Annotated in this window: 26 protein-coding genes; 17 read left to right on the forward strand and 9 right to left on the reverse strand. The window is 41.1% G+C overall.

Annotation, left to right across the window (positions count from 1 at the left end; translation table 11 throughout):
* Window positions 1-97 precede the first annotated feature (97 nt).
* The 10 genes from VS868_RS12330 (at window position 98) to VS868_RS12375 (ending at window position 9651) form a co-directional block, all read left to right on the forward strand.
* Entirely contained in the window at window positions 98-1027 is a 930-nt protein-coding gene (locus VS868_RS12330) for an ATP-binding cassette domain-containing protein (RefSeq protein WP_345597896.1), read from the forward strand.
* Window positions 1020-2312, forward strand: a complete 1293-nt coding sequence (locus tag VS868_RS12335) for an ABC transporter permease (RefSeq protein ID WP_345597898.1) — start codon at window positions 1020-1022, stop codon at window positions 2310-2312. The genes VS868_RS12330 and VS868_RS12335 overlap by 8 nt, the downstream gene beginning before the upstream one ends.
* Window positions 2313-2375: 63 nt before the next feature.
* Window positions 2376-3269, forward strand: coding sequence for a DUF6268 family outer membrane beta-barrel protein (locus VS868_RS12340; RefSeq protein WP_345597900.1), 894 nt, complete (start codon window positions 2376-2378; stop codon window positions 3267-3269).
* Window positions 3270-3273: 4 nt separating this feature from the next.
* A complete protein-coding gene (locus tag VS868_RS12345; protein ID WP_266070722.1) occupies window positions 3274-4437 on the forward strand; it encodes a sigma-54 dependent transcriptional regulator in 1164 nt (387 codons plus the stop codon).
* A 104-nt stretch (window positions 4438-4541) separates the two neighbouring features.
* Window positions 4542-4763, forward strand: a complete 222-nt coding sequence (locus tag VS868_RS12350) for a hypothetical protein (protein ID WP_266070721.1) — start codon at window positions 4542-4544, stop codon at window positions 4761-4763.
* Window positions 4763-5065: a type II toxin-antitoxin system RelE/ParE family toxin gene (locus tag VS868_RS12355; protein WP_266070719.1), complete on the forward strand. Its 303-nt coding sequence runs from the start codon at window positions 4763-4765 to the stop codon at window positions 5063-5065. Before VS868_RS12350 ends, VS868_RS12355 begins: the two co-directional genes overlap by 1 nt.
* 394 nt (window positions 5066-5459) lie before the next feature.
* Entirely contained in the window at window positions 5460-5963 is a 504-nt protein-coding gene (locus VS868_RS12360; protein WP_345597906.1) for a DUF6702 family protein, read from the forward strand.
* Window positions 5964-6019: 56 nt separating this feature from the next.
* Window positions 6020-8329 carry a M1 family metallopeptidase gene (locus tag VS868_RS12365; protein WP_345597908.1) on the forward strand — a complete coding sequence of 770 codons (2310 nt, stop codon included), beginning with the start codon at window positions 6020-6022 and terminating at the stop codon, window positions 8327-8329.
* A gap of 201 nt (window positions 8330-8530) precedes the next feature.
* Window positions 8531-8812 (forward strand): twin-arginine translocase TatA/TatE family subunit, encoded by a 282-nt coding sequence (locus VS868_RS12370; protein ID WP_345597910.1) that lies wholly within the window; start codon window positions 8531-8533, stop codon window positions 8810-8812.
* 197 nt (window positions 8813-9009) lie between these two features.
* Entirely contained in the window at window positions 9010-9651 is a 642-nt protein-coding gene (locus tag VS868_RS12375) for an O-methyltransferase (RefSeq protein ID WP_345597912.1), read from the forward strand.
* A 464-nt stretch (window positions 9652-10115) separates the two neighbouring features.
* Here the strand turns inward: VS868_RS12375 and VS868_RS12380 are convergent, their stop codons facing one another.
* Entirely contained in the window at window positions 10116-10505 is a 390-nt protein-coding gene (locus VS868_RS12380; protein ID WP_345597914.1) for an endonuclease domain-containing protein, read from the reverse strand.
* Window positions 10506-10648: 143 nt separating this feature from the next.
* On the opposite strand from VS868_RS12380, the gene kynU reads away from it, so the two are divergent.
* On the forward strand, window positions 10649-11917 hold the full coding sequence (kynU, locus tag VS868_RS12385) for a kynureninase (protein WP_345597916.1): 1269 nt from the start codon (window positions 10649-10651) through the stop codon (window positions 11915-11917).
* Window positions 11918-12056: 139 nt separating this feature from the next.
* On the opposite strand, the gene VS868_RS12390 is transcribed toward kynU, so the two are convergent.
* From VS868_RS12390 to VS868_RS12400, 3 genes are all read right to left on the reverse strand, one after another.
* A complete protein-coding gene (locus VS868_RS12390) occupies window positions 12057-12701 on the reverse strand; it encodes a hypothetical protein (protein WP_345597918.1) in 645 nt (214 codons plus the stop codon).
* 875 nt (window positions 12702-13576) lie between these two features.
* On the reverse strand, window positions 13577-14332 hold the full coding sequence (locus tag VS868_RS12395; protein WP_345597920.1) for an SDR family oxidoreductase: 756 nt from the start codon (window positions 14330-14332) through the stop codon (window positions 13577-13579).
* 432 nt (window positions 14333-14764) lie between these two features.
* Entirely contained in the window at window positions 14765-14920 is a 156-nt protein-coding gene (locus VS868_RS12400; protein WP_029038389.1) for a lmo0937 family membrane protein, read from the reverse strand.
* A gap of 410 nt (window positions 14921-15330) precedes the next feature.
* Here VS868_RS12400 and VS868_RS12405 point away from each other — a divergent pair, with 410 nt between their 5' ends.
* The 6 genes from VS868_RS12405 to VS868_RS12430 all read left to right on the forward strand — a co-directional run bounded on the left by VS868_RS12405 (window position 15331) and on the right by VS868_RS12430 (window position 20705).
* Window positions 15331-16677, forward strand: a complete 1347-nt coding sequence (locus VS868_RS12405; protein ID WP_345599834.1) for an NAD(P)/FAD-dependent oxidoreductase — start codon at window positions 15331-15333, stop codon at window positions 16675-16677.
* A 571-nt stretch (window positions 16678-17248) separates the two neighbouring features.
* Window positions 17249-17383 carry a hypothetical protein gene (locus VS868_RS12410; protein WP_345597924.1) on the forward strand — a complete coding sequence of 45 codons (135 nt, stop codon included), beginning with the start codon at window positions 17249-17251 and terminating at the stop codon, window positions 17381-17383.
* Between the two features lie 88 nt (window positions 17384-17471).
* A complete protein-coding gene (locus VS868_RS12415; RefSeq protein WP_345597926.1) occupies window positions 17472-18017 on the forward strand; it encodes an RNA polymerase sigma factor in 546 nt (181 codons plus the stop codon).
* Window positions 18001-18618, forward strand: coding sequence for a hypothetical protein (locus tag VS868_RS12420; protein ID WP_345597928.1), 618 nt, complete (start codon window positions 18001-18003; stop codon window positions 18616-18618). Before VS868_RS12415 ends, VS868_RS12420 begins: the two co-directional genes overlap by 17 nt.
* Entirely contained in the window at window positions 18599-19999 is a 1401-nt protein-coding gene (locus VS868_RS12425; RefSeq protein ID WP_345597930.1) for a hypothetical protein, read from the forward strand. The genes VS868_RS12420 and VS868_RS12425 overlap by 20 nt, the downstream gene beginning before the upstream one ends.
* Window positions 20000-20003: 4 nt before the next feature.
* On the forward strand, window positions 20004-20705 hold the full coding sequence (locus tag VS868_RS12430; RefSeq protein ID WP_345597932.1) for a peptidoglycan DD-metalloendopeptidase family protein: 702 nt from the start codon (window positions 20004-20006) through the stop codon (window positions 20703-20705).
* A 112-nt stretch (window positions 20706-20817) separates the two neighbouring features.
* Here VS868_RS12430 and VS868_RS12435 read toward each other — a convergent pair whose 3' ends face one another.
* The 5 genes from VS868_RS12435 to VS868_RS12455 form a co-directional block, all read right to left on the reverse strand.
* Complete coding sequence (locus VS868_RS12435; RefSeq protein ID WP_345597934.1) at window positions 20818-21402, reverse strand: DUF2911 domain-containing protein; 585 nt, start codon at window positions 21400-21402, stop codon at window positions 20818-20820.
* 79 nt (window positions 21403-21481) lie between these two features.
* Window positions 21482-21979 carry a DUF2383 domain-containing protein gene (locus tag VS868_RS12440; RefSeq protein WP_345597936.1) on the reverse strand — a complete coding sequence of 166 codons (498 nt, stop codon included), beginning with the start codon at window positions 21977-21979 and terminating at the stop codon, window positions 21482-21484.
* Between the two features lie 149 nt (window positions 21980-22128).
* Entirely contained in the window at window positions 22129-22860 is a 732-nt protein-coding gene (locus VS868_RS12445; RefSeq protein WP_345597938.1) for a VIT1/CCC1 transporter family protein, read from the reverse strand.
* Window positions 22861-22878: 18 nt separating this feature from the next.
* On the reverse strand, window positions 22879-23409 hold the full coding sequence (locus tag VS868_RS12450) for an iron transporter (RefSeq protein WP_345597940.1): 531 nt from the start codon (window positions 23407-23409) through the stop codon (window positions 22879-22881).
* A gap of 199 nt (window positions 23410-23608) precedes the next feature.
* Entirely contained in the window at window positions 23609-24127 is a 519-nt protein-coding gene (locus tag VS868_RS12455; RefSeq protein WP_345597942.1) for a DUF4199 domain-containing protein, read from the reverse strand.
* Window positions 24128-24261: the final 134 nt, after the last annotated feature.

The raw sequence follows: 24261 nt of genomic DNA on the forward strand, positions 1-24261 counted from the left end.
TAATGGGATAACGTTTTTCGCATTTTAGAGAATCTTAAATTCTTCCTAATGGCGATAAAGCTTTTTTCAAAACTCTATCTTTACACAAAGCCCGTATATGAATAACCTTTTGGTAGCCGAAAATGTTTCAAAACAGTTTGGTAACTTCACAGCACTCAATAACATTTCTCTGGAGATTCCAAGAGGAAGCATCTTTGGCCTTCTGGGGCCTAATGGAGCAGGGAAGACTACTTTTATAAGGATCATCAATCAAATAACCCTGCCCGACAGTGGCAGGATGTTGCTTGAAGGGCGGGCGCTACAACCAAACGATATTCAGCATATAGGTTACCTTCCGGAAGAGCGGGGGCTTTATAAATCTATGAAAGTGGGAGAACAGGCCCTGTATCTTGCGCAGCTCAAAGGCCTTTCAAAAGCTGAAGCCAAAGAGCGGCTTCAGTATTGGTTTAAGAGACTGAATATTGAAGACTGGTGGGGTAAAAAGATTCAGGAGCTTTCAAAAGGGATGGCCCAAAAAGTGCAATTTGTGGTCACGGTTTTGCATCGCCCAAAATTGCTGATCTTTGATGAACCCTTTAGTGGTTTTGACCCTGTGAATGCAAATTTGATCAAAGACGAAATTTTGCAGTTGCGGCGCGATGGTGCCACCATATTGTTCTCTACCCATAGAATGGAAAGCGTGGAAGAAATGTGTGACTATATGGCGTTGATACATCGGGGAAACAAATTACTTGATGGGGAAGTGAATGAAATTAAGAGACAGTACAAATCGAACACTTATGAAGTGGGGCTAATGGCTGCCCGGCCCGAAAATCTAAGGAAGGAACTGGAGGAGAAATTCCGCATTTCTGACACCGAGTTTAAAAGCATCAATGACGATCTTAAGCTGCAGATTCAGATTGACGGCGATGCTTCACCAAACGAACTCCTTACTTTTCTCACCTCCCGGGCAGAGGTAAACCATTTTGTGGAAGTAATTCCTTCAGTAAATGATATATTCATAAAAACCGTTACCACCAATGCGTAACCTAAAACTAATTATCAGGAGGGAATACCTGGCAAGGGTCAAAAATAAAGCCTTCATCGTAATGACATTTTTGAGCCCTCTTATCCTCGTTGGGATGATCGTGCTTATTGCTTACCTGGTAAACCTAAATTCCGAAGAGCAGCACGTAATTGGAGTCAATGATGAAAGCGGGATCTTTGTAGAGGATTTTGACAGTTCTAAGGATGTTAAGTTTATAGACTTATCTAATATTGACCTTGAAGCTGCTAAGACCATTGTAAAAGAAAAAGAATATTACGGATTGCTGCATATCCCGCAACTGCAGGAGAACAGGGTTCCCGATGTTGAGTTCTTTGCCAAAGAAGCCCCGGCCTTTGGGTTTTTGAGCGAGATAGAGAAGACCATTGCCGAAAAGCTTACCAACAGGCAGCTGCTGGCCCGCGGAATTGACCTGGATGTTATTGCGTCTTCGAGGGCAAAGGTGGATATTGGTATCCAGAATTTTTCGGGCGAAAAGACTTCAAAAATGTCAACTTATGTCAAGATGTTTTTTGGCGGGGCAGCCGGTTACCTGTTGATGATGTTCATTATTATCTACGGAAACATGGTAATGCGCAGTGTGATTGAAGAAAAGACCAACCGCATTATTGAGATCATAATTTCTTCTGTAAAACCTATACATCTTATGCTGGGTAAAATACTGGGCACTTCTCTTGCCGGAATTACTCAGTTTCTTATCTGGGTGATCCTGGGAGGAGTAATGCTTACTGTAATTACTGCAATTTCTGGGATGAGCATGGCCGAACTCCACGGCCCGCAGCAGCAGGCAATGGAACAGATTAGCGATAATGAACTTCAGCAACTGGTTATAGACATTGCAAATTTACCTATGTTATTGCTTCTCGTGAGTTTTTTGGTCTATTTTATTGGAGGTTACTTTCTATACAGCGCCATTTATGCGGCGATTGGTGCCGCTGTTGATAACGAAACCGATACGCAGCAGTTCATGCTTCCGGTAATACTGCCTTTAATGCTGGGGATCTACGTAGGCTTCTTTGCTGTAATTGAAAATCCGCATGGGGTTGTTTCCACAGTATTTTCAATGATCCCGCTTACTTCGCCAATCGTGATGCTTATGCGCATACCATTTGGGGTAGCATGGTGGGAATTGGCTATTTCTATAGCTATTCTTTTCCTTACTATAGCAGGTGTGGTATGGGTAGCTGCAAAGATCTACAGGGTTGGGATTTTAATGTACGGAAAAAAACCCGGATATAAGGATTTATATAAATGGCTGAAATATTAAGATTTTTTTGAGAGGGTTCCCCATGAAGCTTGTGTTACTTTACACTAGCAACCCAAACAAAAAATGAAAAATTTAACCTTTTATCTCATTATTGCCCTGCTCGTTTCTGGAATTTACAACATGCAGGGGCAAAATACAGATCTTGCCAGAATTGAATATACATACTTTCCACAGTCAGATTCAGACAACTCTTTCAGGAGGTTCAGGACCTTTGCCAACTTTCCCATAAAACTGAAGAAAGAAGGCAGTTACCTGTTTCCGGGAATAGAGTACGAGAACATAAACTTCAAATATGAAGATAAGGCTCCGGTTACCGGAAGAGAGGACTTAGACAGGTACCAGTCCTTTACTGCCAGCCTGGGCTATACCTTTAAAATGCAGAAGAACTGGAGATTTGCGGCCACAGCAGGAGTAATGCTGGCCTCTAACTTTGAATTAGGAGAGGCGCTAAATGACGACCTCCTTTATACAGGTTCAGTATTCTTTATTAAAGATGAGAACGGCGAAGAAACCCTTAAGCCCTGGAGGTTGATACTGGGGCTGCATTATTCCACAACTTCAGGAATGCCTTTCCCGTTACCGGTGGTGAACTATTATCGGGAAATTTCACCCAACTGGTCTTATTCTGCGGGGGTTCCAAAGTCAAACCTTAAGTACTCTTTTAACGAAAAACATCACCTGCAGCTCTTTGCTACTTTAGATGGTTTTTTTGCTAATATTCAGAACAACAGGCTGATGTCTACCACAGGAAAGGTAGCAGAAAATATTTCTATGACCATTGTGCTGGGAGGAATAGGTTATGAATATAACTTTACTAAACATTTAGTATATTACCTCTACGCCGGTCATACCATTATGAACGATATAAGGCTTAGAGATGGGGACAAAGATGATGTTTATGTGGTAAATGAAACTAATACTTTTTACGGCCGAAGCGGAATAAAATTTAAAATTTAGAAGCATGCCAAAAATACTTTTGATTGAAGACGAAGCCGCCATTAGAAGGGTTTTGATCAAGATACTTACTGAAGAAAATGCTACTTATGAGGTCGACGAGGCTGCCGATGGCCTTGAGGGGGTTGAAAAAATAAAAGACCAGGACTACGATCTTGTCCTGTGCGATATCAAGATGCCAAAAATGGATGGGGTAGAGGTATTGGAAGCAGCTAAAAAACTAAAACCTGAAATTCCTATAGTCATGATCTCTGGTCATGGCGATCTAGACACTGCAGTGAACACCATGCGGCTCGGGGCCTTTGATTATATCTCTAAGCCGCCCGATCTTAACAGGTTACTCAACACGGTACGCAACGCCCTCGACAGGAAAGAGCTGATGGTTGAAAATACCCGTCTTAAGAAAAAAGTTGGGAAAAATTACGAGATGATTGGTGAATCTGAAGCCATTACCAGGATCAAGGATATTATTGAGAAGGTAGCTCCTACAGATGCAAGAGTGCTTGTTACCGGTCCCAACGGGACGGGTAAAGAACTGGTGGCCCACTGGCTGCATCAAAAAAGTGATCGTTCAGCCGGACCTATGATTGAAGTGAATTGCGCTGCTATTCCTTCCGAATTGATTGAAAGTGAACTTTTTGGGCACGTGAAAGGGGCATTTACTTCGGCAAATAAAGACCGGGCCGGGAAATTTGAAGCCGCTAATGGTGGTACTATTTTTCTTGATGAGGTAGGGGATATGAGCCTCTCAGCGCAGGCTAAGGTCTTACGTGCACTGCAGGAGAGCAAGATTTCAAGAGTAGGGAGCGACAAAGACATCAAGGTAAACGTTCGCGTAATTGCAGCTACCAATAAAGACCTCAAAAAAGAGATTGAAGAGAACAACTTTCGGGAAGACCTTTATCACAGGTTGGCGGTAATCCTCATCAAAGTTCCCGGGCTCAACGAAAGGAGGGATGACATCCCGTTACTCGTGAATTTTTTCTCAGAAAAAATTTCTGAAGAACAGGGAGTGAATAAAAAGACCTTTACTGAAGACGCACTTAATTTGTTAAAAGAATATAATTGGACAGGGAACATCCGGGAACTGCGAAATGTGGTAGAACGGCTCATTATTCTAGGGGGGCAGGAAGTCAGCGAAGAAGATGTCAGGTTGTTTGCGAGCAAGTAGTAATTAGTAGTGAGTATTGAGGAGTTATGCTGCATTGAAGACCAACCGAAGAAGAATTTAATTTGAAACAAAAAATATTATTATTTGTAATAAAGGACGTAAAGATGGATATTCAAGCTGAGAAGATAGAATTGGCAAAATTGTTATTAAACACTAACAATCCAAAGATTATTCAATCTATCAAACAGATCTTCAAAAAAGAAAAAACTGCTGATTTTTGGGAAGAACTCACTTCTGATCAAAAGAAAGAAATTAAAGCTGCAAAAAAACAGATAAAGGAAGAAAAATCGTCAGACTATGAGTCATTTATGAGCAAACATAGATAATGAGTAGAAAGATTATAATTTCAGAAATAGCGGAAAAAAGATTAGAATCTCTTTTTGAATATTTAATGGAAGAATGGTCTTTTAAAGTAAAATCGGACTTTATAAAAGAGCTGGATAAGAACATTCAAATCATTAAAGATCAGCCAGATGTTTTTCCGGAATCAGATGAGGAAAGTGGTTTGAGAAAGTGTGTAATTACTAAACAAACTACTTTATATTATCAATTTAATGATATTGAAGTTCACCTGTTGACTTTTTTTGATACGCGACAGGATCCTGAAAAGCTAAAGAAAGATTTTTAAAAGACTCAGCATAACAAGCTAACACAATTTACAGAATTCCTCTCAAAAATGGCATTTTGAACTACTTTTAAAATCAGCTTATTAACGGATAAATTTGAGCTGAATGATTTGAGGCTTACAACCTGGAGTGGGTGTCAAAAATGTCATTTTTTTCTTCCTTTTTTTCCTCCTCTCCTAAGGAAAGAGCATCTTTAGAAGATTTTCTTTTCAGAAAAGATACTGAGTTCTGCTGCGTTCTAGCCAAATGACCAGGCATTTTTAAGAGATCTCCCATATCCAAACCATAATTTCTTACTGGCTTTAAACCTTTTCGGTTTGATTCAGTCTCATTTACCACACCTGCTGTGGAATGGTCTTTGTTACACAGAAGACAACTTCAGGTATAGAAGAATCCATGAAAAGAACAGTTTTACTTTTTTTAATTGCCCTGCCTTTACTGGCTTTTACTACTGTGCATAAATTTTATGTTAGTGCGACAAACATAGAATACAACGAAAAACAGCGTTCCCTCCAGATTATCTCCCACGTTTTTACGGATGATTTGGAAGATCTTCTGCAAACCCGGTACAGCGTGAGTTTAACGCTTATTAAAGGGAATGAACACCCTGCGGCGGATGAATTTATTCAGAAGTATTTCGGTGATAAATTCCGTATCACTGTAAATGGCCGGCAACGTGCTGTGAACTACATAGGTAAAGAATATGATAAAGACCAGCTACTGGTGTACCTGGAAGTGGAAGACGTGGAACCTATAAAAAGCATAGGTGTCGAAAATAGCATTTTGACAGATCTTTTTCCGGAGCAAAAAAATGTAATAAAAGTAGAGTACGGTGGGAAGATAAAAAGTCTCTTACTCATGCGTGATTCGCCGGGTGGCACGTTAAAATTCAGCAATTAAAATTGTGAAACTTATAAATTCAGTTATTTTTAGCAATCTAAACTCAGAAACTACATATGAAATCTATTAAAACTGCCTTTGTGGCTTTTTTTATTTTAATGTCGGCCGGCCTTTATGCGCAGGAGGCAGAGCAGCAAGCAGAGCAAAAAGAGGGAGGCCACCTCAATGAGAATAAATTCCGGCAGTTGTATCAGGAATTTTCAACCCCAAACCAATATCGCACCGGTAGTGGTGCACCCGGTCCTGCTTATTATCAGAATGAAGCCGATTATAAAATGGACATTGAGCTGGATGACAAAAATCAAAAGTTAACGGGGCACGAGACCATCACTTACCACAATAATTCTCCCGATGTACTTGAATACCTTTGGGTACAACTTGATCAAAATATTCGCTCTAAAGAATCTGTAGCCAAATTAAAAGACGGGAATGGCATAGCACCGGTGGCGCAGCCGGGGAATTTTGTTTCAGAATATATGCAGGAACCTTTTGATGGAGGTTTCAATATTACTGAAGTAAGTGCCGATGGCAAGCCTTTAAAAACGGTTATCAACAACACTATGATGCGGGTAGATCTTCCGCAGCCATTAAAGGCAGGAGAAAAATTCACTTTTGACATTGCCTGGTGGTACAACATTAACAATCATCTTGAAGACAGGGGGCGTTCTGGATTTGAACATTTTCCGGAAGATGGGAACAACAGTTATGTGATTGCACAGTTTTTTCCCCGTATGGCAGTTTATAATGATGTAGAAGGATGGCAAAATTACCAGTTTTGGGGAAATGGTGAGTTCGCACTTCCTTTTGGAGACTACGAGGTAAATATTACTGTACCTGCAGATCATATTCTTGACGGGACCGGAGAGCTGGTAAACCGAAAAGAGGTTTTTTCAAAAGAAATGATGCGTCGCTATGAGCAGGCTAAGAAATCTTATGATAAGCCTGTGATGATCGTAACGCAGGAAGAAGCTGAAGCAGCCGAAAAAGGTTTTTCTGACAAGAAGAAAACCTGGAAACTTAAAGCGGAGATGGTAAGGGATTTTGCTTTTGCTACCTCCCGAAAATTTATATGGGACATGATGGCTGTAGATCTTGGAGAGAAAGATGTAATGGCCGTATCTCTGTACCCAAAAGAAGGTAACCCGCTGTGGGAAGACTATTCTACCAAAGTTGTTGCACATACCTTAAAATCATATTCAGATCACACTTTTGCCTATCCTTACCCAAAGGCTATCTCGGTACATGCCAAGAACCAGGGAATGGAATATCCCATGATTTGCTGGAACTATGGGAGGCCTAACGAAGATGGTACGTACAGTGACCGTGTGAAATATGGAATGATGAGTGTGATTATCCACGAAGTAGGTCACAACTTCTTCCCTATGATAGTAAATTCTGATGAGCGCCAGTGGGGCTGGATGGATGAAGGGCTTGATACCTTTATGCAGTATGTGGCCGAACAGGAATACGGTGAAAAATTTCCGAATGATATTGAACCACATACCAAATATCCTTCAAGAAGGGGAGAGCCTTCAAAAATTGTAGATTATATGAAGGGAGATCAGAAATACATCTCTCCTATTATGTCCAACCCCGAAAATGTTTATCAGTTAGGAAATAATGCCTATGGGAAACCGGCAACTGCACTAAATATTCTACGGGAGACTGTAATGGGAAAAGAACTTTTTGATTACGCTTTTAAAACCTATGCGCAAAGATGGATGTTCAAGCACCCAACACCCGAAGATTTCTTCAGGACAATGGAAGATGCATCGGCTGTAGATCTTGACTGGTTCTGGAGAGGCTGGTTCTACACTACAGATAATGTAGACATAGGGGTTTCAGAAGTTAAAAAGTATTATGTTACAGATCAACCTACCAAAGAGGGAACAGAGCTGCTACAACGTTATGGGGTAGAAGACCCTTCTAGTATGGATATTCTTTATGTGGTTGAAGAAGGCAGTGAAGAATTTGAGGCGTCTTTAAAAGGAAAATCTCCTGCGGAAAATTCGACAACTTTGAATGAGTATTTGATGGACAACTTTACGCCGCAGCAAAGAGCAGATATGAAAATGCCTAAATATTTTTATCAGGTGACTTTCAATAAACCTGGCGGATTGGTAATGCCTATCATAGTTGAGTACACCTATGCCGACGGAACTTCCGAAAAAGTGACTTATCCTGCACAAATCTGGAGAAAGAACGATCAGGAAGTTAGCAGGGCGCTGGCAACTGACAAAGAGATTACTAAAATTGTAGTGGATCCCGATCTTGAAACTGCCGATGTGAATGTGAATAACAACTCATGGCCACAGGAGGCAGAGGTAGATAAATTTCAGGAATTCAAGGAGAGAACTCAGGGCTAACCTGGTCTTTCCGAAGAAATCCTATTCCAAAATCTTTTGTAAAACTCCCCTTTTTGAGGGGGAGTTTTTTTATGCGGTTAATTTTTAAAAACTAAATAGGCTGGAATTTATTTTTACTGAAAACTCATTCTGAAAATTGCTGAAAAGTTTTTAACAAGCTGACTTTTCTAGTGACTGGAATAGTAAGTATATTTGCAACGTATGCAAACACTTCCGTTATTTATTAGTGGTGCCGAGATCGCCTTTATCATGTTCATCCTGGTGATGGTGTTTGGTGCCGATAAAATCCCTGAAATTGCCCGAGGTTTGGGTAAGGGTATGCGCAGCATTAAAAATGCCACAGAAGACATTAAGTCGGAAGTAATGCGAAGCGCCGAAAAACAAGGCATGGATACTTCTATTGGCGACGATGTGAAAAAAGAGGTTGACAAGGTGAAAGAGGAGATCGAGGAGCTCACAGGCTCGGTGAAACGAAGGTTTTAATTCAGTAAGCAGTGCACAGTCTAAAGTAGGCAGTTACTAAATTATAATCCAATTTCAGATATCAGGCAACCCATTTTCCAACATTAAATTTCAATTTTGGTCACAACCGGCTTTTTGATTTATCACCAACAGCTAATGGTAAAAAGCCAATAGCTTTTTTCACTTCGTACTTCTAATTTCTAAACCCGTACTTCCACATGCATTTTTTGCCACAAGAGATAGACGATTACGTCGTTCAACATTCAGCTAAAGAGCCGGAATTGTTACAGCAATTAAACCGGGAAACCAATCAGAAGGTACTGCAACCGAGAATGCTGAGCGGGCATTACCAGGGGCGGCTGCTAAGTCTTTTGTCAAAGCTTATCAATCCGCAGAATATCCTGGAAATTGGGACTTACACGGGATATTCCGCTTTGTGCCTGGCAGAAGGTATGAAAGCTGGCGGAATTTTGCATACTATAGATATAAACGAAGAACTGCTAGACCTCCAAAAAAGGTATTTTGAGGCCTCTCCCTGGAAAGAACAGATCGTTCAGCATTTAGGAGATGCAACCCATATTATTCCAGCTCTGAAAGAAAATTTTGACCTCGTCTTTATTGATGCCGATAAACCAAATTACCCGGATTACTTTCAGCAAATAATGGAAAAGCTGCGTCCTGGAGGCGTAATTTTATCTGATAATGTGCTGTGGAGTGGAAAAGTTGTGGAGCCGGTGAAAAAAGACGATGAATCGACTCAGGCTTTACTAGAATACAATCGACTTTTGGCAAAAGACGATCGATTAGAGACGGTGATGTTGCCGGTTAGAGATGGGTTGACGATTAGTAGAAAAAGGTAGCTTATTTAAAGATAGGTGTTAGTGCTTTTTTCCGGTTGCCCCAACCCTAAAGGGTGCCGGAAAAATAGATCATGATTACAATATATTTTTTCAAGGTCTACTTTCTACATACTATTATCGTGATATGGATTATCTTTTATCATAGTTTTAAATTTAATAAAAATTAATTCTCACTCTTTAGAGAAGGGTAAAAGAATTAGTTTTTTAAAAGGATACTATTTGTATTTTTTCCGGTTGCCCCGGCCCTAAAGGGTGCCGGAAAAAAATAAATCGTTATTGTAATTTTTTTTGGGGGGCTACTTTCTAAATACTATCATCGTGATATGGATTAACTTGTCATAGTTTAAATTTAATAAAAACTAATTCTCACCCTTTAGGGAGGGGCAAAAAAATTAGTTTTTTATAAAGCTTTTGTTTGAACTTTTTTCCGGTTGCCCCAATCCTAAAGGGTGCCGGAAAAAGGCTTAAAAGTTTATTTTTTCATTTATAGCTTTTAAAACTGTTTCTATATCCTCCATTACCTCCTGATTTGTAAATCGGATTATCTCAATTCCCTGGAATTTTATTAGATCTGTACGTATTTCATCTTTTCTTTGCTGGTCTTCCGATTGATGATACTCTCCATCTACTTCTATGATTAATTTCATTTTATGGGAATAAAAATCAGCAATAAAATAACTAATTGGATGTTGTCTTCTAAAGTGACATTTTTTAAAACGATTCAGTTGAAGCTCTTCCCAAAGTTTCTGTTCTGCCTTTGTGGGATTATTCCGGAGCTTCTCCGCCCGACGAAATATTTCTGAAGGTGCCCCTTTCCACATACTATTACCGTGATATGGATTATCTTTTGTCATAGTTTAAATTTAATAAAAACTAATTCTCACCCTTTAGGGAGGGGCAAAAGAATTAGTTTTTTTCCGGTTGCCCAACGAGGGGAGCGAGAGAGCATCCTAAAATTTCTTCTTAAAAAGTGTATTTTTGAAACAAATCTTTCAGAATGACTTTCCAAAACACCTTAGACTACGCCCAACAACTTGATCAACAAGATCCTCTAAAAGTATACCGCGATAAATTCCATTTTCCGAAGGTAGGCGGTAAAGATGTCATTTATTTTACCGGGAATTCCCTGGGGCTGCAGCCAAAGAACGCAAAGGAATACGTGGACGAGGTCATGACCGATTGGGCCGGGCTGGCTGTGGAAGGTCATTTTCAGGCAGAGAAGCCATGGTGGGACTATCACGAAAGATTTTCAGAAAAACTGGCTCCCATAGTCGGGGCAAAACCTTCGGAAGTTACGGTTATGAATACCCTAACGGTAAATTTACATTTACTGATGGTTTCATTTTACAGGCCAACTTCAACACGTTTTAAGATCATTATGGAGGAGAAGGCTTTTCCAAGTGACCAGTACATGATTGCGAGTCAGGTGCGGTTTCATGGATTAGAGCCGGATGAAGTTATTGTGGAAGTAAAGAAAAGAAATGGAGAACATCATTTTAGAAGCGAAGATATTCTGCAAAAGATTAACGAAGTAGGAGAGGAGTGCGCCTTGGTGCTCATGGGCGGAGTGAATTATTATAATGGGCAGGCTCTGGACATGGAAACGATTACCAAAGCCGGAAAAGAGGTGGGAGCCTTTGTTGGTTGGGACCTCGCACATGCCGCTGGCAATGTAGAATTAAATCTGCACGATTGGGGTGCTGATTTTGCTGCCTGGTGCAGCTATAAATATATGAATGCCGGCCCGGGAAATGCTTCAGGATGTTTTGTGCATGAGCGGCATCACGGGCAGAAAGATATTCCGCGTTTTGAGGGCTGGTGGGGGCATAATAAAGGCCGTCGTTTTTTAATGGAACCTGAATTTCAACCCGAGCCCAATGCCAATGCCTGGCAAATTTCTAACGCCCCTGTGTTGGCCCTCGCTCCGTACCTTGCTTCCCTGGAATTGTTTGAAGAAGTGGGAATGCCGGTTTTAATTGAGAAACGAAACAGGATCGTCGCATACCTTGAGTTTATATTACAGGAAATTGCGCGGGAAGTACACTGCAATTTCGAAATTATCACTCCGCAAGAGCGGGGAACGCAGTTATCGGTTTTTCTACACGGACAGGGCAAAGAACTCTTTCATTATTTAATGAGGAACGGTGTGGTCACCGACTGGCGGGAACCTAATGTGATTAGGTTAGCGCCGGCGCCTTTTTATTGTTCTTATGAGGACATGTGGAAGTTTGGTCAGGTTTTGAAGGATTACTTTAAAAAGGAATAAGTATCAAGAAGCAAGAGACGAGGATTTATAAAATTGAAGATTTGAAATTGTTCCGCAAAAATGCAAGGAAGACCAATGGCCGCCAACGGTTTTGCTTAAAATCTCTTCAATATCTAGTCTTTAAAGTCTGATGTCTCTGTTATTCAACACTAACATCAGTAAAGAAAAGCTCGAAGCTTCCATCTTTGTTCCGATGTGTTTTTGCGATGGGAATTCCTTTATGCTCCTCGTAATTTTCCCAGGTGGTGGCAAAAGGGTTTTCCCTGCTGCCACCAGATAGATATACCCACTCCCTGATCATATTATCTTCTCCAAAATAGATCTCGTACATGTCGCCGGGAGTATAACCTGCTTCGCCGGGATATTTCACTGTTACCCGCTGCATTTGTTCACCACTTATTGGTGCAGTAGCCTCCTTTGTGTGCTCCCACTCCATATCATCCCATACCAGGTGGAATGGGAATAATAGCCAGTACTGGTCGTTTATAAACTGCTGGTCGATCTTCTCATTTGCAGCTGCTTCTGTCTCATGGTTATAGGTGACGGTGTTATTGGCAGTATTAAGGCTGACTTCATGTGTTTTAGGTTTCCACGTCCATGCCCTGCTGGTTCTAAGGCTGTCATTTACTTTTACGTTAAAAGTGTAACGGATTTCTTCGACATCGTTCCAGTTTTCAAAACCATTAGCTTCTGCAATTTGCTCAACTATAGTAGTTTCTTTTTTCTGATTGTTGCAGGAGATAATTAAAAAAAGGAGGGGAAGGAAGAGAAGTGTTTTTTTCATTTTGAATATGAGTTGGTACTGGATAAAGATATGAAAATGGGAATTATTTAATTTGTGAATTGGTTAATCGATAAACTAAAAAGCACGATTTTCAAGCCAAAATTTCGCAATCCACTATTAAGATAAAGCTAATAGCAAAAGGCTTCTTCCAAAACTTGAGAATAAAGTGAGGGGTAACATGGTAGAAGATCAATTTCTCCGGAAAATGAATCCTCTTCTTTTTTCATCAATGGAAAAAAGAAGCAAAAAAATCCAGGCTTACTAAATTTTTTGTTCAGCAGCTAAATTTTAGGAACTCGCCAGGATAAAATAGTTTCGAGATAGAATCGCATAAGCTCAAACAGCCTAAAATTTCACGCTGCTTTCACTTCAAATTTGTCGTCAATTTTTCGTAGGCCGTTTAGGTTCTGGTTTTTATTGAAGCAGTTCCTTATTTTCTTGGGAACGGATAAAGAATCAGTTTTTGGAGACTTCAACAAACTCTCCAAAAATAGGAAAAGACACCAGCTGTTGGCGCGGATCTGTGATTCGTGACGATTATCAAAACTAGAACAGATGGAGATGTACTACATCCAAGGGGGAGATTGCTTCAGTCGCCTTGTCAGCTCCTTCGTCAAGACGTAAAGATGCTAAACAGTTGAAAAAAAGACTGCCAACTAAAAACTGCGCACTGCCTACTTCTTTTCCCGGCTCACTTTTAGTCCCGATAGCCATCGGGAGGGGTAAAACGGGAAAAGGAAATACTTCGACTAATCCACCCTTTGGTCGGACTCAATGTTAGAATTTCCCGCAACCCGCAACCCGCAACCCGCAACCCGCAACCCACAACTCGCAACCCGCAACTGGCAACCAGCAACCCGGAACGGCCATAGGCCTCAAAGTGCTTTCACACTCATACCGCCATCAGCGACTATATTTTGTCCCGTAATAAAAGAAGATTGATCCATAGCCAAAAATGCGATGACTGATGCTATTTCTTCGGGTTCTGCAATACGGTGGAGCGGAGTACGTCGCAAGATCATTTCTTTTCGCTCTCCCTGCAGTACCGAATCGGTTAGAGGACTGCGTGTGTACCAGGGTGAAACCGCATTGACTCTAATATGGTCTCGTGCCCATTCCACAGCCAGACTTCTGGTTTGTTGTAAAAGTCCGGCTTTTGCCATAGCATATGGCGTGCCGGTGCCAACATCCTGAGTCGCGGCAGCCGAAGAAATATTGATGATCTTTCCGTTTTTGGATTTTACCAGTTGCGGATACAATTCGCGCGCAAGGAGGAAAGGTGAAATCAGATTCGTTTCCAGTACCTGCCGGTGCTCTTCTTCAGAAATATCTGTAGCTTTTTTCCGAATATTTATTCCGGCATTGTTTACCAGGATAGTCACTGCTTTCCAGTTATTCAGTGTCCACGTAGCAATTTTATTGCGGTCTTCGGCCTTGGTGACATCAGCAACTATTCCTTTTACTACATGACCCTGAGCTGTATATTCATCTTCTACCTTTAGAATGTCATCTGCATTTCTTGCGGTAAAGAGCACTTCTGCACCCAACTTGAGAAATTCCTCAACAGTTGCCCTGCCAATTCCTTTTGATCCGCCGGTGATTACTGCGGTTTGTCCTTTAAGGTTCCACATTTTTTTAATGATTAAAGTTTAATGACTAAGGATTAATTATGACCAGAAAAACTGAGCGGCCGCAGATGTGCACACCAATTCATACTTTCATTGCTGGCGCAGATTTGTAATCCGTGCCGAGGTTCAGAACAAACTTCCAGTACTGGCGCGGATTTGTAATCCGGGCCGAGGGTTTAAGACAAACTTCCCTTACTGACACAGATTTATGGTCTTTGCCGAGGCTCAAAACCAACTTACATTATTATATAGTTTCGAATAAAACTTACTGCCTATTGCCCACTCTAATTCCATTTTTGCCGTGATGAACTTAGCATTAACAAAAAAGGCATAAACTGAGAGACCGCCTCAAATAAAGACAAGAAAGATCCAAAATCACCAGAAGATGATAGAGGTATTCTTCTTCTCAATATTTACCGAGGCGGCCTCTGTTTTCTACAGACTTCTTCCTGTAAGGAGTTTGTATATGATCAGGATTACTGCGATCACGATCAAAATATGGATTATGCTTCCAAGGTCTGGAAAGGCGAAATAGCCTATTAACCATCCAATAATTAATAAAACGATAATAAGCCAAACTAGGTCTCTCATAATTGATTAATTTGTGCTACCACCTGGTAGCTGGTTAGTTTTTCATGGTTATTCACCTAAAATCTGTATTTCTAAGTCGGTTTTTCACAGATTATTTATTAAAAGTACAAAAGCTTTAATCTCAATAATCTACTTTAACGGAGGTTTAACCCTTCAGAAGATTTTGAGTTAAAAAAATATAGATGATTTAATTTTAATAATATCAATCTCATAATCTGCCATCTGTATCCCTTTATTCCACCGCTCTTCCAGCGTTCATATCAAAACATTGGTAAATATAATAGTATATCATCAACAGGTAGATCTTAACCCGCCATTGTAATTGTAGTCTTGAAAAGCCAGAAGATGTGCAGGCGAATGCGCTCAACGCAACTCTCAATAATTCAAAAAGTAGTATTTTCGCCGGTAACATGCAGCACTCAAAGAACATTGCCATTGTAGGTACAGGACTCGTAGGGTCTTTGCTTGCCTTACACCTTAGAAAAAAAGGACATAATATTACTGTTTTTGACAGACGGCCCGATGTGCGGACAGTTGAATTCTCTGGCCGCTCCATAAACCTAGCCATGTCCAATCGCGGGTGGAAAGCCCTGCGTGAGGCAGGTATTGAAGAAAAAGTGAGAGAACTGGCAATTCCCCTTTATCAGCGGGCAATGCACGTAAATAACAGTCCGGTTTATTTTCAGAAGTACGGGCAGGAAGGAGAGGCGATCTATTCTATTTCCCGCGGAGTGTTAAACCGAAAGATGATAGATCTTGCCGAAGCAGCAGGAGCCGAGTTCAGGTTTGAAGAAAAAGTGTGGGATGTAGATCTTGCCGAAGCAAAGCTGTATACCGGTGAATCTGAAAAAGGTAACTGGCAGGAGTATAATTTCGATCTTATTTTTGGGGCCGATGGTGCTTTCTCACGGGTACGGCACAAAATGCAGCGCCAAAGCAGGTTCAATTATTCCCAGCATTTTGTAGATGTGGGCTACAAGGAGCTTAGAATCGCCGCCAATGCCGATGGTTCTCACAAACTCGACAAAAATTCCTTTCATATTTGGCCAAGAGGCAGGTTCATGTTAATTGCCATGCCAAATCTTGATGGCAGTTTTACCTGCACCCTTTTTCTGCCTTTTGAGGGCGAGCATTCTTTTGAGACCATTTCTTCCGAAGCTAAAGCCGAAAAATTCTTCAGTGAATTCTTTCCCGATATCAAAGATGAAATTTACAACCTTACCAGCGATTTCTTCAAGAATCCTACCAGTGCGCTGGTCACCGTGAAGTGTTTTCCGTGGACGTATTATGACAAGATTGCGTTGGTTGGAGATGCGGCCCATGCCGTAGTGCCTTTTTACGGGCAGGGCATGAATGCAGGTTTTGAAGATATTTCAGAATTAAGTCGGCTTGAAACAGAGTTTGGAGATGACTGGGAGCAGATCTTCGCAAATTATCAGGCGCTTAGAAAGCCGAATGCCGATGCTATTGCCGAGTTGAGTCACCGTAATTTTCTTGAAATGAGTAGCAAAACAGCCGATCAAAAATTTCTTCTGCGGAAGAAGATCGAAAAACATTTTGCTGAAAAGCACCCCGAATCCTGGATCCCGGTTTATTCCCGTGTAACTTTTTCTGAAGCCCCTTATGCTGAAGCCCTTGAGTTGGGCGACAAACAAGCTGCTATAATGGATAAAGTGATGAAATTACCCGGCATAGAAGAAAAGTGGAATACAGCTGAAGTAGAGCAGGAGATCCTGAAGTTGCTCAGTGGAAGTTAGAAATACGACGCGAAATTAGAGTTACTAAATGAAATTAGAACTATGATTTTTAAGTTGATTTTAATTGTAGCCTGGGGTAGAGATCACTCAACTTGCAACCTGCAACTGGACAAAACCCGAAACCCGCAACCTGCAACTGAAAAACCCGCAACTTTCAACTTGCAACCCGAACCTCTTCCGAAGTATTACCTTCCAAAAATGCCATTTTCAGAACCTCTTTCTGATCTCTTCGCAACTGACAATTTTCCATTCCATAAGAGATTTCTCAGTCGCAAAAAACCTCCTTCGAAATGACATCAGCAACTTGCAACCAGGCTAAACCCGCAACCTGCAACTTGCAACATTTTCAGTACCTTTTCCTAGCCTTCCGGTAACCCACAAATTTTCCATTCCATAAGAGATTTCTCAGTCGCAAAAAACTTCCTTCGAAATGACATCAGCAACTTGCAACCCGAACCTCTTCCGCAGTATTACCATCCAAAAATGCCATTTTCAGCACCTCTTTCTGAACTTTTATAACCGACAATTTTCCATTCCATAAGAGATTTCAGTCGTAAAAACCTCCTTCGAAATGATATTAGCAACTTGCAACAACCAGGCTAAACCCGTAACCCGTAACCCGCAACTCACAACTCACAACCCGCAACCCGCAACTCACAACCCGCAACCTGCAACTCGCAACCCGCGACTCTTCCGCAGGTATTAAGAAAAAAATCTACATTTAGTGATAAATTTTGCAACGCGACTTGTTTCCTGTCGTCTTTAAAGTGAAACCCAACCAAACTGAAGTTATTTTGATACAACATCAATTAATAGAGGCTTGCAAACAAAATGACCGCAGAGCCCAGCTCAAGCTCTACAATAAGTATTGCGACGGCATGTACTATGTGGCTCTGAGGTTCGTAAATGATCCGTTTGAAGCTGAAGATGCCATGCAGGAAGCTTTTATAAAGGCTTTTCAAAAACTGGCACAATTTACAGGCGAGGTATCGTTTGGGGCCTGGCTTAAACGGATCGTGATAAATAAATGTCTCGATAAATTAAAAGCCCGAAAGCTGGAGATGGTTGCGATCAATGAACAGGTGTTGGGAACGGTTGAAGAGGAAGAGAACTGGAATGTTGATGATGGGGTAGGGATTGAAGAGGTGAAAGAAACAATGCAGCAATTGCCCGAAAAATACAGATACCCGTTGATGTTGTATCTACTGGAAGGCTATGACCATCAGGAAATCGCAGAAATACTCGACATTTCACAGGTTGCTTCCAGAACCCTTGTTCACCGCGGAAAGAAAAAATTACAGGACGAATTAAAAGAGAAAAGATATGGCACAGGATATTAGAAAGATGTTGCAGGAAGACAAGTCGTTGCCTTCTCAACCCCCAAAAGGACATCTTAATAGATTTGAAAAGAGGCTGGAAGAGCATTTTCCGGAGAATAAACAGGAAAAATCTTCCAACAGGAGTTTCTTTTTCCTCAAAATAGCTGCCGTGCTGGTCGTAGCACTGGGTGTAGGCTTCTTCTTCCTTAATAATAAGGAAACTTTTAACGGAAATGAGATCACCGATGCTCCCGCAGAGGTTGAACAGGAAAAGGAAGAGGAAATCGAGGTAACCAAAGAATATCAGCTTAGCGATGAGTCTCCAGAATTCAGGAAGATCGAGAATTTCTATCTGGCAAGCCTCAATATTGAGCTTGCAAAACTGGATGTGAATGAATCAAATAAGGCATTAGTAGATTCTTTTATGACACAACTGGCAGGTCTTGACCAGGAATACAAAAAGTTGAATGCCGAAATTAGTGAAACCGGCCTTACCGAAAGCAGTGTTGAGGCTTTGATCTCCAACCTGCAGCTTAGGCTGGAGCTATTGTACAAACTGAAGAATAAAATTAAAGATATCAATCAATCAAAAATACAGGGAAATGAAAACTACAAAGCTTAAAACAGCAATTATTGCGCTGCTTTGTGCAACCGCTGGCCTGGCGCAAACGAGTAAATTAAATAAAACGTTTAAGACGAATAAGGATGTAACCGTTAATATTAACGCCCGCCACACGCATATTGACGTGGAGTATTGGGACAGGAACGAAGTGCAGGTTTCGGCCTTGCTCGAAGGTGGCAGTGAGGGCCAAAACAAAATGCTGCAAAGCTGGAGGCTTGATGTAGATGGATCGGCTTCAGAAGTAAGGATACATTCAGAAGCTACGCCAGGCGGCCCCGGAGATTTTAATATGGCTGCCCTGCAAGCACCACTTGCAAAGTTACCTGAAATGATAGCGCCACTCACCGAAATGATGGGACCAATGCTTGAGAGCCTCGCGACAAACCCGCCACTGCCGCCAGAATTTTATGCGAGTGTGGGAAATATCAATTTTGACTACGAACAGTACCAGAAAGATGGCGAGAAATATATGGAGAAGTTCGAAAAACAGATGGAAAAGAATTTTGGGAAAGACTTTGAAAAAGCCATGGAAGAATGGGCTCAAAAGTTTGAAAAGGATTCTGTGCTCTGGAAAAAGCATGAAATGAGAATTGAGGCCTGGGGAGAAGACTTTGAGAAGGAGATGGAAGCCTGGGGAAAGACTTTCGAAAAAGATATGGAAAAGTGGGGTGAAAGTTTTGGAAAGGAAATGGAAGCCTGGGCTGCCAATATTGAAAAGGAAGCTCGAAATCAAAATCCTAAATCAGGGGCAAATGTTATTGTGCTCAAAGACCATAACATGGCTAAAAAAGTGCTGAAGGTGAAAATCCCGAGGTCTGGACAGCTTAAACTAAAGGTGCGCCACGGGGAGGTAAAGCTTGCCGGCACCACAAACAATCTAAGAGGAGAGGTTTCACATTCAAAGTTCAATGCTGCAGAAATAGCAGGGAAAAATACCAATTTTAGAGTTGCGTATACTCCTGTGATGATCAAGAGCTGGAAGTATGGCGTTCTCAATGCCTCCTATGTGCAGGATCTTAAAATTGAAAAAGCCGAGAGCCTGAAGCTCGATTCCAATTCCAGTAGTGTTTACCTTAAAGAATTGGGGGAGACGGGAATTCTCTCAGGAACTTTTGGAGAGCTTAAGATCGACAAAGTGTCTCCTAAGTTTAAAAGTCTGGATGTTACTTTGGAGAATTCAGATCTTATCCTCGACCTGCCCGAAAGCGCTTTTAACTTTACATATAATGGAACCAATAGCGCAGTAAAATATCCTAAAGGACTCAACCTGACTTCAAGTAACTCCTATGATAATCAAAAACTGAAGGGCTACAATGGAAGCCAGAATGCGGGAGCAGCGATAAATATCTTTGCAAAATTTAGTGATGTTGTGCTGAAGTAATTTTTTGGCAAAAAACATCATGCCAGATGCTCATTTTCTAACCGGCCTCACCACAGGATTTACACCTGTAATTGATGCCGGTTTTTCTTTGGAAGATTATCAGCACGTCGATCTTTCGGTTAATAATGTCGAGTTGACACAGGAGCAACTAGATGCCCCGGAAGCTTTCCAGCAGTATATAGAAACATTTCTTCGGAAGAAAGGCGGGAAAGTAGCCTGGGGAGGCTATAACGAACACCGCGGACTTTACAAGCGAAGCGAATTATTTTCTTCGGCTGAAGATGAGGAAATAATAAGGAACAGGCATATTGGAGTAGATATTTGGGCTCCGGCGGGCACTGCAGTCCTGGCGGTGCTTGATGGGAGGATCCACAGCTTCCGGAATAACGACAACTTTGGGGATTACGGCCCTACGATCATTCTTGAACATCAGGCTAAAGGAAAGCACTTTTATACCCTTTATGGCCATCTTCAAAAGAAATCTTTAGAAGGATTAGCAGTGGGCCTGGCAGTGAGGCAGGGAGAGCAAATCGCTGCTTTAGGTGACGCTTCTGAAAATGGCAATTACGCCGCCCATCTACATTTTCAGATAATTCTTGATTTGCACGGAAAAGTAGGGGACTATCCCGGTGTGGCCAACAAAAAAGAGCTGGACTTCTTCCTGAATAACTGTCCTAATCCTAACTTACTGCTTAAGATAGCGTGATGTCTCGAGGAGTTCTTCATAGTGGAATTAAGGTGTTGATGGGAAAGAGGATCAAATAGTTCCTTTTTCACAACCTCGATATCTAACAAGATCACCTCTCAAAAATGCCATTTTAGAATGCTCTTACTCGTTGCAGTGTCTCCGGATTTCTTATTGGAACACGTATGAGGGTTTGATCCCATGCCAGATTTAAATTGATGAATTCGCGCTGTTCTTCAAAATTTATGGTGAATTGCTCTACGGGGTTTTTCAGCTTTCGAACAGGAACTTCAATGGTAAGCACATCATAATCTGCTACACGCGACGGAAGCTTGTCTGGCGTAATACCCCAGGGGTACATTTCAGAATTAAATATCACCTTCCAGGAATCTTCCATCGGGATCGTCCATAGCGTGTAGGTGCCGGCAGAAAGCGGGGAACCATCTACAAGAATATCTTTTGAAGTTGTAAAGGTGGTAGCTTCATTTGCTCCTGTTCGCCACACTTCGTTGTAAGGCACAAGGCCGCCAAAGATTTCCCTGTCTTTTTTATAAGGTCTGTTGTAAAAGATTTCGAGGTGTAGATCACCACTGTTATATTCTACAGTATCTTCAGGACTATAAGATTTGGTGTTATTCTTATAAATTATGTAGATAAGCATTACAATCCCCAGGACTACAAATAGTCCGGCGAGACCTTTTCTAAACGTACTTCGCATAGATTAAAGATAGCGATTTTCCACCGGAAGCTCACATTTTATATCCCAACCTCATTTAGAAATGCACCCAAATATTAGGTTATACTGCCTTCAGTTTTCGGACTCTTGGCTGGTTGGAAGGGTCTAAAGCTTCTTCACCAGATTCATACTTCTGGCATTTCTCCACAGCATTTTCAATGGTTTCTTTTTGTTTTTTCAGAAGCTTGAGGATCTCTTTTGGTAAAGCTTTCTTTTCCAGTAATTCATTATAAAGTTCCAGGTTTTCCTGATCCTTTTTTCGACATTTTTTCAGAAGTTTTAAAGGTTTGGCTTTTACAAGGGCTTTTCTCTCTTCCCGCCAGTCACGATCAAGATTTCCTTTTTGCACCCAATCTCTTGCAGGTTCTATGCCCGCCTGTACCAGTTGTTCCGAAATTTCGTAGCTAAAGCGATTCCGGTTTACAGTCTCGTGGTTGAAAAATCGCTTCAGCTCCACTTGCTGTACATCTTCACTTGCGTTGTAGTATATACGCTCTGCTTCAAAACTCTCTGTAAGCAGCCAGTTCAACTTCTTAAATTTAGAGTAACGATCTTCCATAGTTGTCAATTTTATATGTTCGAAGATAACTACAGAAACAGATTATGATCTGCCAATCTATTGTTAAATAGCTGATTTTTAATAGAATATTCAGTAAAATTTAAGAATAAAAAATTGAGTTGTTAAGAATTTAAAGTCTTAGAAAACAACTAGAAGTTTACAAATATTTTCTCAAGCACATCTCCTACAAAATAGGCTAGAAAAGCAGCTATTCCTCCCAGAAAGAGGGTCTCTAAAATGCCAAAAAAGATGTTCTTTTCGGTGACAATACTTTTTAAACTACCAATTATTGCAAGGGCTACTGCTGTGAGGATACAGGAAAAGAGAAAGAGTTCTTTATCAATGGCAGGCCCGCTGTCTGCAAAGAAATATGAAAGCAGTGGGACCGACCCTACTATTACAAAGCTAAAAAAGGTCATGCCTGCAGTTTTGTAAGGGGTTTTATCACTTTTCACCATTTCCAGTTCCTCTTTCATCATGGTATCTACCCACACCTCTTTATCGGCCGTAATTACATCAACCACTTGCTCGAGCAGTTCGCCTTTAAAGCCCTTTGCAGCATAAATTTCACGTATTTCCTGTATTTCCTTTTCCCGAAGATTTTCTACTTCCCAGTATTCTATTTGTTTATGGCGCTCAAAAGTGTCTCTTTCGGTCTTTGTTGAAAAGAAATTTCCCACGCTCATAGAAAAGCCATCTGCAATAAGATTGGCCATTCCCAGAATTACCACAACCTGAATTCCCAAGTCTGCACCTTCGGCCCCGGCGACTACGGCAAAGGTGGTAATAGCACCGTCAATACCGCCGTAAACAAATTCGGAAATATAATCTTTATTGAAAAAGAGCATTTTGTTGCCGGAATGAAGTTGTTTTTCCTGCATGGGAATTAAATCTAGAGGTTATTCGGGACCATGAGGTTCTCTCCCGGTTTCCATTTCAATTTCGATCTCTACCTGTACATCTTTTTCAAATCGCTTGCCTTTGATCTCATCATGCCTGTGGAATTCGGGAGCCGGGATTTCAAGCTGAACTTTATATTTTCCTTCCTTCGGAATTTTAAAGAATGCGCCGTAATGCAACAGGAACGGATGCCATAAAAATGAAAAATCTGTTTCTATAATTTCCTTTCCCTGGTCATCAAGTACTTTACCGCGGATTTTTAGGCCGGGAATAAAACGTTTATCATGTTTATCTCGCACCACGATTTCAAGATGTGTGTTAAAGCCTTCTTCGGGCGTATTCCATTTTAATTTGCCGTCTTGCAGCTGGTAGGTGCCTTCGGCTTCTTCTGAAGCAAGGCTAATAATATAATCATCTACCTCTTTTTCGGCATGGTTATCCATTTCCTTCATATAGTCCAGCGCTGCAGAATATGCCTTGCCCTGGTCTTCGGCCAGTTTGATCTTTTTCTCGTTGTCTTCAATTTTCATTGGATACTTTTTTTTAGGGTTGTTCCATGAAGTTAAGGAGCAGCTGAATTTTTTCCTGCCAATGTCCTGTTAAAAAGGGGGCTCAAAAATGGCATTTTTAAGACCCCTTCTAAAAATTTTTTCCGAAGAAATAAAGGAATCTACTTACAGTCCTTTTAATAATTTTCCTGCGGAAGGATTTTGCAATCTTCCTGTTTATCTACCTGTATGGGGTAGTGCCTTTAACCTGATGCGGATTTGGTACTTTTCGCCGCAACATGAGCGCAACAATAGCAGCTGTGATCAAACCGGTTATTGCCGCCCACACCATACTCTGAATAATGTAGTTCTGAGGGTTGAAATAGGCTTCGGCTTCTTCCGGAGTCATTTCTCCTGCTTCCACAGAATATTCTGTGATATGACTGAAGTAGTCGGGCGTGATCACTTCAATTATTAGGAGTTGTACAAAAGGGGAGAGGATCACGATACCAAGAGTTAAAAAAGCTCCCGATTTAAAGCCTTCCTGCCAGCTCATAACTCGGTTGTAGTAATTTTTCCTTTTATCGTAGAGGGCGAGCAGGTAAATACCAATGGCCACTATGGCAAAAAAGCTGGTGTAAAATGAATGTTCGGCAATGTATTCGTCGTGCAGGCCAAAGAGCTTTTCTCCCAGTATCCAGAGGATCATAGCCACAGAAAAGATGACCGCCCACTTGATTTCAAAAAGGTATTTTCTCATTGTAGTTTAGTTGGTTCTTTAAACTTAATGAAAATTGGAACAAATAAAGCAGATTAAAAAGATAAAGCCTGAAAAGCAATTTTGCTTTTCAGGCTTTATCCCTCTGTCTTTCGGGCATCTCCTCTTTTCTAAAG

Source organism: Salinimicrobium sp. 3283s, from assembly GCF_039602225.1.
Taxonomy (GTDB): Bacteria; Bacteroidota; Bacteroidia; order Flavobacteriales; family Flavobacteriaceae; genus Salinimicrobium; species Salinimicrobium profundisediminis.

Excerpts from the sequence above, each read along its gene's own strand:
- VS868_RS12450 (WP_345597940.1), bottom strand. The coding sequence starts at position 23,409 with ATGAAAATTGAAGACAACGAGAAAAAGATCAAACTGGCCGAAGACCAG.
- VS868_RS12340 (WP_345597900.1), top strand. The coding sequence starts at position 2,376 with ATGAAAAATTTAACCTTTTATCTCATTATTGCCCTGCTCGTTTCTGGA.
- VS868_RS12435 (WP_345597934.1), bottom strand. The coding sequence starts at position 21,402 with ATGCGAAGTACGTTTAGAAAAGGTCTCGCCGGACTATTTGTAGTCCTG.
- VS868_RS12410 (WP_345597924.1), top strand. The coding sequence starts at position 17,249 with ATGATATTAGCAACTTGCAACAACCAGGCTAAACCCGTAACCCGTAAC.
- VS868_RS12455 (WP_345597942.1), bottom strand. The coding sequence starts at position 24,127 with ATGAGAAAATACCTTTTTGAAATCAAGTGGGCGGTCATCTTTTCTGTG.
- VS868_RS12350 (WP_266070721.1), top strand. The coding sequence starts at position 4,542 with ATGGATATTCAAGCTGAGAAGATAGAATTGGCAAAATTGTTATTAAAC.
- VS868_RS12445 (WP_345597938.1), bottom strand. The coding sequence starts at position 22,860 with ATGCAGGAAAAACAACTTCATTCCGGCAACAAAATGCTCTTTTTCAAT.
- VS868_RS12330 (WP_345597896.1), top strand. The coding sequence starts at position 98 with ATGAATAACCTTTTGGTAGCCGAAAATGTTTCAAAACAGTTTGGTAAC.
- VS868_RS12375 (WP_345597912.1), top strand. The coding sequence starts at position 9,010 with ATGCATTTTTTGCCACAAGAGATAGACGATTACGTCGTTCAACATTCA.
- VS868_RS12400 (WP_029038389.1), bottom strand. The coding sequence starts at position 14,920 with ATGAGAGACCTAGTTTGGCTTATTATCGTTTTATTAATTATTGGATGG.
- VS868_RS12440 (WP_345597936.1), bottom strand. The coding sequence starts at position 21,979 with ATGGAAGATCGTTACTCTAAATTTAAGAAGTTGAACTGGCTGCTTACA.
- VS868_RS12395 (WP_345597920.1), bottom strand. The coding sequence starts at position 14,332 with ATGTGGAACCTTAAAGGACAAACCGCAGTAATCACCGGCGGATCAAAA.
- VS868_RS12345 (WP_266070722.1), top strand. The coding sequence starts at position 3,274 with ATGCCAAAAATACTTTTGATTGAAGACGAAGCCGCCATTAGAAGGGTT.
- VS868_RS12370 (WP_345597910.1), top strand. The coding sequence starts at position 8,531 with ATGCAAACACTTCCGTTATTTATTAGTGGTGCCGAGATCGCCTTTATC.
- VS868_RS12365 (WP_345597908.1), top strand. The coding sequence starts at position 6,020 with ATGAAATCTATTAAAACTGCCTTTGTGGCTTTTTTTATTTTAATGTCG.
- VS868_RS12335 (WP_345597898.1), top strand. The coding sequence starts at position 1,020 with ATGCGTAACCTAAAACTAATTATCAGGAGGGAATACCTGGCAAGGGTC.
- VS868_RS12360 (WP_345597906.1), top strand. The coding sequence starts at position 5,460 with ATGAAAAGAACAGTTTTACTTTTTTTAATTGCCCTGCCTTTACTGGCT.
- VS868_RS12405 (WP_345599834.1), top strand. The coding sequence starts at position 15,331 with ATGCAGCACTCAAAGAACATTGCCATTGTAGGTACAGGACTCGTAGGG.
- VS868_RS12420 (WP_345597928.1), top strand. The coding sequence starts at position 18,001 with ATGGCACAGGATATTAGAAAGATGTTGCAGGAAGACAAGTCGTTGCCT.
- VS868_RS12425 (WP_345597930.1), top strand. The coding sequence starts at position 18,599 with ATGAAAACTACAAAGCTTAAAACAGCAATTATTGCGCTGCTTTGTGCA.
- VS868_RS12390 (WP_345597918.1), bottom strand. The coding sequence starts at position 12,701 with ATGAAAAAAACACTTCTCTTCCTTCCCCTCCTTTTTTTAATTATCTCC.
- kynU (WP_345597916.1), top strand. The coding sequence starts at position 10,649 with ATGACTTTCCAAAACACCTTAGACTACGCCCAACAACTTGATCAACAA.
- VS868_RS12380 (WP_345597914.1), bottom strand. The coding sequence starts at position 10,505 with ATGACAAAAGATAATCCATATCACGGTAATAGTATGTGGAAAGGGGCA.
- VS868_RS12355 (WP_266070719.1), top strand. The coding sequence starts at position 4,763 with ATGAGTAGAAAGATTATAATTTCAGAAATAGCGGAAAAAAGATTAGAA.